Genomic DNA, 7,446 nt, shown 5'->3' on the forward strand with positions numbered 1-7,446 from the left:
GCTTTGCAAGTTCTAGCAATCCCAACTTTGGTTTTAGTATTTTTTCTTGTGTTGTATTCATATCTGACACTCCTTTAAAACTTGTCTATATTTTTATCTTACTTTGTTTGCTTGTCAGATCAAGTCTAAACTATTACAACTCACCTCTGCCTTCTTTTAACGATACCCATGCAGTAAATGATTTATCTTTCTTTTCCTCTCAACCTCACATCTACAGAATCATTACCTGTATATTCAGCAATTCCTTTTCGAATTACACTCAGAAATTTCTTAGTTTCTTCATCATTGTCACTCAAAAAAAGCTCCTTATTTTCATGTGACCGGGATGGATCATTGAGATTCTCCAATGCTTTAGCTAAAGTTATATAGTTATATATACGTGTCCTGTTGTTATAAGGTGTCCCTAATTTATAAATTTTAGGAGTTAATTGAGAAACTTGATCGAAATTCATTATTAAAGTTTCATTTGCATTATGCATAGCGCCTCCAATTTTACATAATAAACTTAAGATAAAATATCCTAATTTTAGGATAGGTATATAATCTATCAAGTCAATAGTTAAACTAAAAAATTTTGATTATAATTTACTATGTATAAAATACGCTCTTAAACTATGCTGAAAATAGTCATAATAGGCCTTCCAAATGCAGGCAAGTCAACTCTATTTAATAGGCTAGTAAGAAGAAAAGCAGCGGTAGTTAGTGACATTCCAGGAGTAACGAGAGATAGGCGTGAAGGAATTGGAAGAATTAGTGATTTAGAGTTTAAAGTTATAGATACAGGAGGATGGAATGACCAAACCAGTTTTTCACTACAAGTTATTGAACAAATAGAGTTTTCTTTATTAAGCGCAGATGTAATTTTTTTTCTTGTTGATGCAAAAGTGCAAAACGAGCAGAACAAAGAGTTTGCAAAGTGGCTGAAGAGAAAAACGAACAAACCTGTAATACTAATAGCAAACAAATGCGAAAGTCATAAATCGGAAAATGTTGATTATTTGCAGTTCTTCAACTTCATAGGTCCGGTGTACATCTCAGCCGAACATAATCTTGGTATGATTGATCTTTATGATGTATTAGCTGGTGTTATTGAAGATTTTAACAAAAAAACTGAGCTGCCTGAAAGTGAGTCCATTAGACTGAGGATTGCGATCATCGGTCGCCCAAACGTTGGAAAATCAACTTTTTTAAACAGTTTACTTGCAGAAAATAGACTAATAGTAAGCTCAAAACCTGGTACCACGCGTGACTCTGTGGATATCTCATACGACCATAATGGAAAATTAATCACTCTCATCGATACTGCAGGAATCCGCAGAAAGGCAAATGTTGTTGACAACTTAGAATCAAGATTCGTTGAAAAAAGCATGGAGTCAATAAAGCGCTCTCATGTGGTAGTTTTAATGCTAGACTCTCTGCTTGGCATTGAGCAGCAGGATTTATCAATTGCTGAAGCTGCGATTAAAGGCGGGAAGGGAATTATCATTGTTTTAAATAAGTGGGATTTAATAGGTAAGGATGACAGAAGTAAGTTAATAAAATTTGTCAAACAACAGGAAGTGACTCGGTTATTTTTGGAAGTGCCAACTGTAACAATTTCTGCGTTGAAAGGTATGCGCTGCGGTGATGTGATAGATAAGTGTCTTGAAGTAAGTGAATCCTTGAACAAGAAGATCAGCACTGCAAAACTGAATAAGTGGCTAATAGATGCCGTGGAAAAACATTCTCACCCACTTATAAAAGGTAGAGCAATTAAAATGAAGTATATTGCTCAAATTGGCACCAAACCTCCAGCTTTTTCTTTGGTATGCAACGTCCCGGAAAGTGTTGATGAGAGTTATAAACGTTATTTGACTAATGGTCTTAGAAAAAACTTCTTTGTTGAAGGCGTACCAGTCAGATTGCTTTTGAAAAAGAATAAGAATCCCTATGTAAAGTAGGTAATCTTGTTTTATTAATAATATAGTTTTTTATCTTATTAATATTATTAACAAATAAACAATATTACTTAAATAAGTAGTTGATAAGTTAATATTATATAGTAAAATATTAACTTATTTAGTGCTTTTGCTATGAATTATAAAGGACAAGATTTAAGGCCTGGATCTCCACATACTTTCACGGTTGATACACCTTTAGTATTTCAGTGGCTTCCAAGGCGATATGGATATCCGATCCCAGAAAAATATTTGGAGAGATTGAGCGAATGGGCAAAAAGAGAAGATACGCGTGTAGTGAAGTTAGTAATAAATGGATCTGGTTTTACTCCTACGCAACGTAAAGAGTTGGAGAATAAAATATTAAACAGAGAGTTTAACCCAAACAAAAACATAGAGCTTATAGACTTTAATGAGCTGGATTTAGGAGAGTATGAATTTAGCTTTCACTTACAAACAGATAAGAAAACAGAACTATCTAAATGTCCTTTATACACTGTATCTCAATATTTCAAAGATCTATACTCTATTCCAGAAAGTAAAAGATTATCTTTTGGTGTTGAGATAGACAGTATGCGTATATTTATGTTGTTGGTATTGAAATCTCCTATGATCTATTTTGATTTTGATATTTTACCTAAGGAAGACAAAAAACTTGGTGAGATTCAGGCTAGCCAGGGCTTTTTGGTTGCTGAAAATGACAAGACAGGTCACGACTATGACGGTATAACAAATATTGAGAATGCTATAGTTGCTGTAAGTGATGCTGGTAAAGTAAAGGTTACGGAATTTTATAATGAGATAAAGCATAGATTTCAAAAGTATTATCCTACTCTCCGATCATCACCGCATCACATTTATACACTAATGGAAAATATTGTATATAACAGTCCTATTAATGAGGTTCTTCCTACTTCTGATTATACAAGTCTTAGCGAACATCTTAATAGATTACAAGAAGAGAAAAGATTGCTTATAAAAGAAACATTTGGGTTTAAAACCAATGGAGGAGAAGTTGATATTCAATATGACAATAGCTGGACGAAAAACAAGGATGAATTGTATACTAAAGAAGAGATTGCAAGAATAGATAGTGATACTAGGGTTGTAACTAGTATGCAAACTAAATCAGTATCTAGCTGTGAATACATGCATAGAGGCTAGATAAAAAAGTTATAGAGTGATATGTGTCGCTTTATAATTATATAGAACATTATTAAACAAAAGTTGACTTTTTCGGTTGTTGTGGTAATTCGTTAATTATGTCAGATATAAATAACAGTTCTACAATCTTTTTGCTGTCAAGTGCCGCTGCTCTGATTTTTGCATATGTGCTAGAGTATTTCTTCAATATGCTACCATGCAAGTTATGCATATACGAGCGAGTAGTTTACTATGTTACAGGGCTACTTGCAGTTGCGTACATGTTCAAAGACAACAAAATCCTAATCTATGCGATGTTTTGCAGCTATCTCATTGGTGCAATAATATCTTTTTATCATGTAGGTCTTGAACTCCACTTATTTCATGATGTTTTAGGCTGTACAGAGCAAGCAAGTGGTAACGTTAGCATAGAAGAGCTAAGAAATAATCTATTAAACCCTAACTACTCTCCGTCTTGTGACAGACCTCATTATATTTTTGGTGTTTCGTTAGCAACATGGAATCTTATTTATCTTATAGTAGCTCTATTCTTATCAGGTAAAATGTATTGTGGAGAAAGAAATAAGGTACAACAGTAACTGGTATAGACGCTGTACTTGTGCGTTACTTGGTGCTGTTCGTAATTTAAAAATTTGGCAAGTCACACCCACTGATTCTTGCACAGCTGTACGAACATTATGGTTCAGCATGCCAGTGCCCTCTTTCTTGTCATCCGAGTAGCTGAAACTGGAAGTGCAGCTATCATCCAAATAACCTTTCATTGTTATGAAAGCAGCCTATTTCTTGTCATCCCAGTGCCCAGATACTGGGATTCAGTTTGTCCATAGTCTCACCAAAAACGTTGTATTTTAGCATAATTTTGTGCTCAATATGCTTATTTGTAGTAAAGATTTCAGCATCAAGTGCTGGCCTGAAGCTTTAGCTATAAATATTAATAAATTTACTAAGTAAAAAAAGGCAAAAGAATCCCTATATAGCGAGTTTTAATAATGTAAATTGATAATGTGCTAACAAGCGTGTTTTGGCTGAAGTAGAAAAAATTTAAAAAACATGCAGCCGCTATAATTTTTATGTAATCTGCCAATAAATATCTGAGTTTTGTTGTTAAACCCGCGGAGATTAAAAATAAGGATAAATACTCTTATTGATATAAGAAGAAAAGTGGGAAGGTTTGTCAAGCCGCTTCTATGCACCTGAGCATTGATCATACGGGTTCCATCTGTTATATATAGTCTTTTGCATACGAAGAAAACTGATGAATGAGTATGATATTACAGTTATAGGCAGCGGTCCTGGTGGTTATATAGCAGCAATTAGAGCGGCGCAGCTTGGACTTAAAACTGCAATTGTTGAAAAGGAGGAAAATTTGGGTGGTATATGCTTAAATTGGGGATGTATACCAACAAAATCGCTACTTAGAGCGTCTGAAGTTTATAGATTAATAAGAAGATCAGAAGAATTTGGCATAAAAGTAAAGGATACAAGTTTTGATATACAATCAATAGTGAAATATTCAAGGAACGTTGTTGATAAGCTATCAAGTGGTGTTGAGTATTTGATGAAAAAAAATAACATCAAAGTTCATCAAGGCTTTGGTAAACTTGCAGGTAACTATGTTGTAAAAATTCTTAATGATAAGAAGGAGGAGGAAATTTCTTCTAAGCATATCATTTTAGCAACAGGTGTAAGGGCAAGAAATCTTCCTGGAATCGAAGTAGATGGAGATTTAATATGGAATGCGCAGCACGCTATGACTCCAAAGAAGTTACCAAAATCTCTACTAATCATAGGTTCTGGTGCGATAGGAATAGAGTTTGCAAGTTTTTATAGTACTTTGGGAGTTGATGTAACAATTATAGAAGTAAAAGACACTATTTTGCCGCTGGAAGATAAAGATATTTCAAATTTAGCACAAGAAATATTCACAAAACAAAGGATAAAAATATATACAAACAGTAGCGTAAAAGCTTTGACTAAAAATAAAGACTTTGCTCAAGTGTTACTAAGTAGTGGTGAGAGCAAAGAATTTGATAGGGTGATTGTTGCAGTTGGCGTGCAAGCAAACACTGAAAATATAGGTTTAGAAAATACAAAAATTAAGTTGAGTCCTTCTGGTTTCATTGAAACGAATGAGTGGTATGAAACAAGTGAATCAAGTGTGTATGCAATAGGTGATGTAGCTGGTCCCCCATGTTTAGCGCATAAAGCAAGTCATGAAGCTGTAATCTGTGTTGAGAAAATTGCCGGTAAAAATGCTCATAAGTTAAAAAAAGAGTGCATACCAAATTGCACTTACTCTCATCCGCAAGTAGCAAGCGTTGGCCTTACTGAGGAACAGGCAATAAAAAGTGGATACGATATAAAAGTAGGAAAATTTCACTCCAACTTTAATGGTAAATCTATTGCACTAAGTGAAACTGAAGGTTTAGTGAAAACAATTATAGACAAAAAAACAGGCGAACTTCTTGGAGCTCACATGATAGGAGCGGAAGTAACAGAGTTAATTAGCAATTTCGCTCTTGCAAAGCAACTAGAGGGAACAGACTGCGACATAAAATCTACGATTTTTCCTCATCCAACTATTTCGGAAATTATACACGAATCAGTACTTGCTGTAGATGATGAATCGTTAAATAGTTAAGCTAACGATCCATTGTTTTAGAGCTACAATTATCCTGATTAGGCGATTCAATTCTAATAGATTGATTACCAATATCAGATTTTTCTAACTTTTCTTTTAACCCTTCAGCTGCTTCTTTCACTTCAAGCTTTTTTTCCTGATTAAGATCCTCTGGGCTTTTTCTTTTACTGTCTAAACCTTGTTGTCTATCAATATTTTATTGAGTTGTTCTTGCTGAGGTAGATCAACAACTGAGTTAAAAAGAGCTTTTATTATGTTTTTTAATAAACCTCCGCTTCTGCTTTGCTCTTGAGGCTTATTTTTTATGTTAGATTCTTTTTTACTGTCACTACTTTTAGGCATTTTTAACTCGACTATCATAAAGCTTAATAAAATTTTACATGCAAATTATTAAAAAATAATTAACAATCTATTATCAAATTACTACTTACAGATGACTATTATTCTAGCAACAGGCGGTACAGGTGGGCATGTTTTTCCAGCTATAACATTAGCAAAAGCACTAAAGGTACAAGGGCACAATTGTATATTATTCAATGATCAAAAAACCATCAATATAGAAAGTTATATTTTACCATTGTGCAAGCCAAGTGGCAACAAATTGAAGTTTCTCTTTTTGTTAATGTATAGTTGTGTATTAGCACTGTATCAAACGAGAAAATTAAAACCAAAGCTAATCATTGGTTTTGGTAGCTACGCTTCTTTTCCAACTCTTCTTGCAGCAAAGATTCTTTCTATACCTATAGTTTTACATGAACAAAACACAGTTTTAGGGAGGGTAAATAGATTCTTTTTCAAGAGTGCAAAATTAATTGCAACTAGCTTTCCAGAGACTAAGTATGCAGAAGGTAGTAAATGCGTTTTTACAGGAAATTTTGTCGATATAGAAGCACAAGGCTATTCTAGAGCTGAAACAGTTTTAAACGTGTTAATAATAGCAGGCAGTCAGGGTGCAAATTTTTTTGATGATGTAGTGAGCAGCGTAATTTGTGATCTACCTGTTGAAGTAAAAGAGAGGATTAGAGTAACGCAGCAATGTACGAAGAAAAATATAAACAAGGTCAAGAGTCTATACAAAAGTGAAGGAATTGATTGTGAGTTAAGTGAGTTTTTCGATGATATGGAAAATAAACTGGCCAATGCTCATTTGGTAATTAGCAGAGCGGGGGCAACTTCAATAGCAGAGATTACTCTTGCTGAGCGTCCTGCTGTATATATTCCTTATCCTCACTCAAAAGATAACCATCAATTTTATAATGCAAAACATATTGAAGATTCGGGAGCAGCTGTAATGGTTGAGCAAAATAGTAACGCGAAAAAGAATCTAGGAGAGTTGCTAGTTGATTTATTGCAAAATTGTCAAAAATTGCGTGATATGGCTAATAATACTAAGAAAACAAGAATAAGGAATGGAGTTACTGAATTTATTAAGGCAATAGCTCAAGAACTTAGTTGACGAATTGCTTTTTCTTCAAATGCATCCCATAGTTCTTTTTCTAGTGATTTACTATACAACTTATTGATATAAACTACTCCCGTAGGCGAAGTTGTGTTAATTTCAAGAAGTGTAATAGTTTAGACTTGATCTGACAAGCAAACAAAGTAAGATAAAAATATAGACAAGTTTTAAAGGAGTGTCAGATATGAATACAACACAAGAAAAAATACTAAAACCAAAGTTGGGATTGCTAGAACTTGCAAAGC

At 33.9% G+C, this 7,446-nt stretch carries 6 protein-coding genes and 2 pseudogenes; 5 read left to right on the plus strand and 3 right to left on the minus strand.

Annotated features, from left to right (window positions below; all coding sequences use genetic code 11):
• Nucleotides 1-182: 182 nt before the first annotated feature.
• A complete protein-coding gene (locus JR053_RS04530; RefSeq protein WP_010403728.1) occupies nucleotides 183-479 on the minus strand; it encodes a hypothetical protein in 297 nt (98 codons plus the stop codon).
• 135 nt (nucleotides 480-614) lie between these two features.
• Between JR053_RS04530 and der the strand changes: the two genes are divergently transcribed.
• The 4 genes from der to lpdA all read left to right on the plus strand — a co-directional run bounded on the left by der (nucleotide 615) and on the right by lpdA (nucleotide 5,742).
• The gene (gene der, locus JR053_RS04535) at nucleotides 615-1,940 is read left to right on the plus strand and encodes a ribosome biogenesis GTPase Der (RefSeq protein ID WP_010403736.1); all 1,326 of its coding nucleotides are present in this window, start codon (nucleotides 615-617) and stop codon (nucleotides 1,938-1,940) included.
• Nucleotides 1,941-2,072: 132 nt separating this feature from the next.
• On the plus strand, nucleotides 2,073-3,101 hold the full coding sequence (locus JR053_RS04540) for a hypothetical protein (RefSeq protein ID WP_416603689.1): 1,029 nt from the start codon (nucleotides 2,073-2,075) through the stop codon (nucleotides 3,099-3,101).
• 98 nt (nucleotides 3,102-3,199) lie between these two features.
• A complete protein-coding gene (locus JR053_RS04545) occupies nucleotides 3,200-3,679 on the plus strand; it encodes a disulfide bond formation protein B (RefSeq protein ID WP_010403761.1) in 480 nt (159 codons plus the stop codon).
• Nucleotides 3,680-4,356: 677 nt separating this feature from the next.
• The gene (gene lpdA / locus JR053_RS04550; protein ID WP_010403774.1) at nucleotides 4,357-5,742 is read left to right on the plus strand and encodes a dihydrolipoyl dehydrogenase; all 1,386 of its coding nucleotides are present in this window, start codon (nucleotides 4,357-4,359) and stop codon (nucleotides 5,740-5,742) included.
• Nucleotide 5,743: 1 nt separating this feature from the next.
• Here the strand turns inward: lpdA and JR053_RS04555 are convergent.
• Nucleotides 5,744-6,102: pseudogene (locus JR053_RS04555) on the minus strand (hypothetical protein).
• A 73-nt stretch (nucleotides 6,103-6,175) separates the two neighbouring features.
• Between JR053_RS04555 and JR053_RS04560 the strand changes: the two are divergent.
• Nucleotides 6,176-7,198: a UDP-N-acetylglucosamine--N-acetylmuramyl-(pentapeptide) pyrophosphoryl-undecaprenol N-acetylglucosamine transferase gene (locus JR053_RS04560; protein WP_010403780.1), complete on the plus strand. Its 1,023-nt coding sequence runs from the start codon at nucleotides 6,176-6,178 to the stop codon at nucleotides 7,196-7,198.
• Here the strand turns inward: JR053_RS04560 and JR053_RS04565 are convergent.
• Nucleotides 7,183-7,308, minus strand: a pseudogene (locus JR053_RS04565) (glutathione synthase); the annotation flags it as partial. The gene JR053_RS04560 and the pseudogene JR053_RS04565 sit on opposite strands and share 16 nt — an antisense overlap.
• Between the last annotated feature and the right edge of the window lie 138 nt (nucleotides 7,309-7,446).

This window comes from Wolbachia endosymbiont of Nasonia vitripennis, from assembly GCF_048054115.1.
Classification (GTDB): Bacteria; Pseudomonadota; Alphaproteobacteria; order Rickettsiales; family Anaplasmataceae; genus Wolbachia.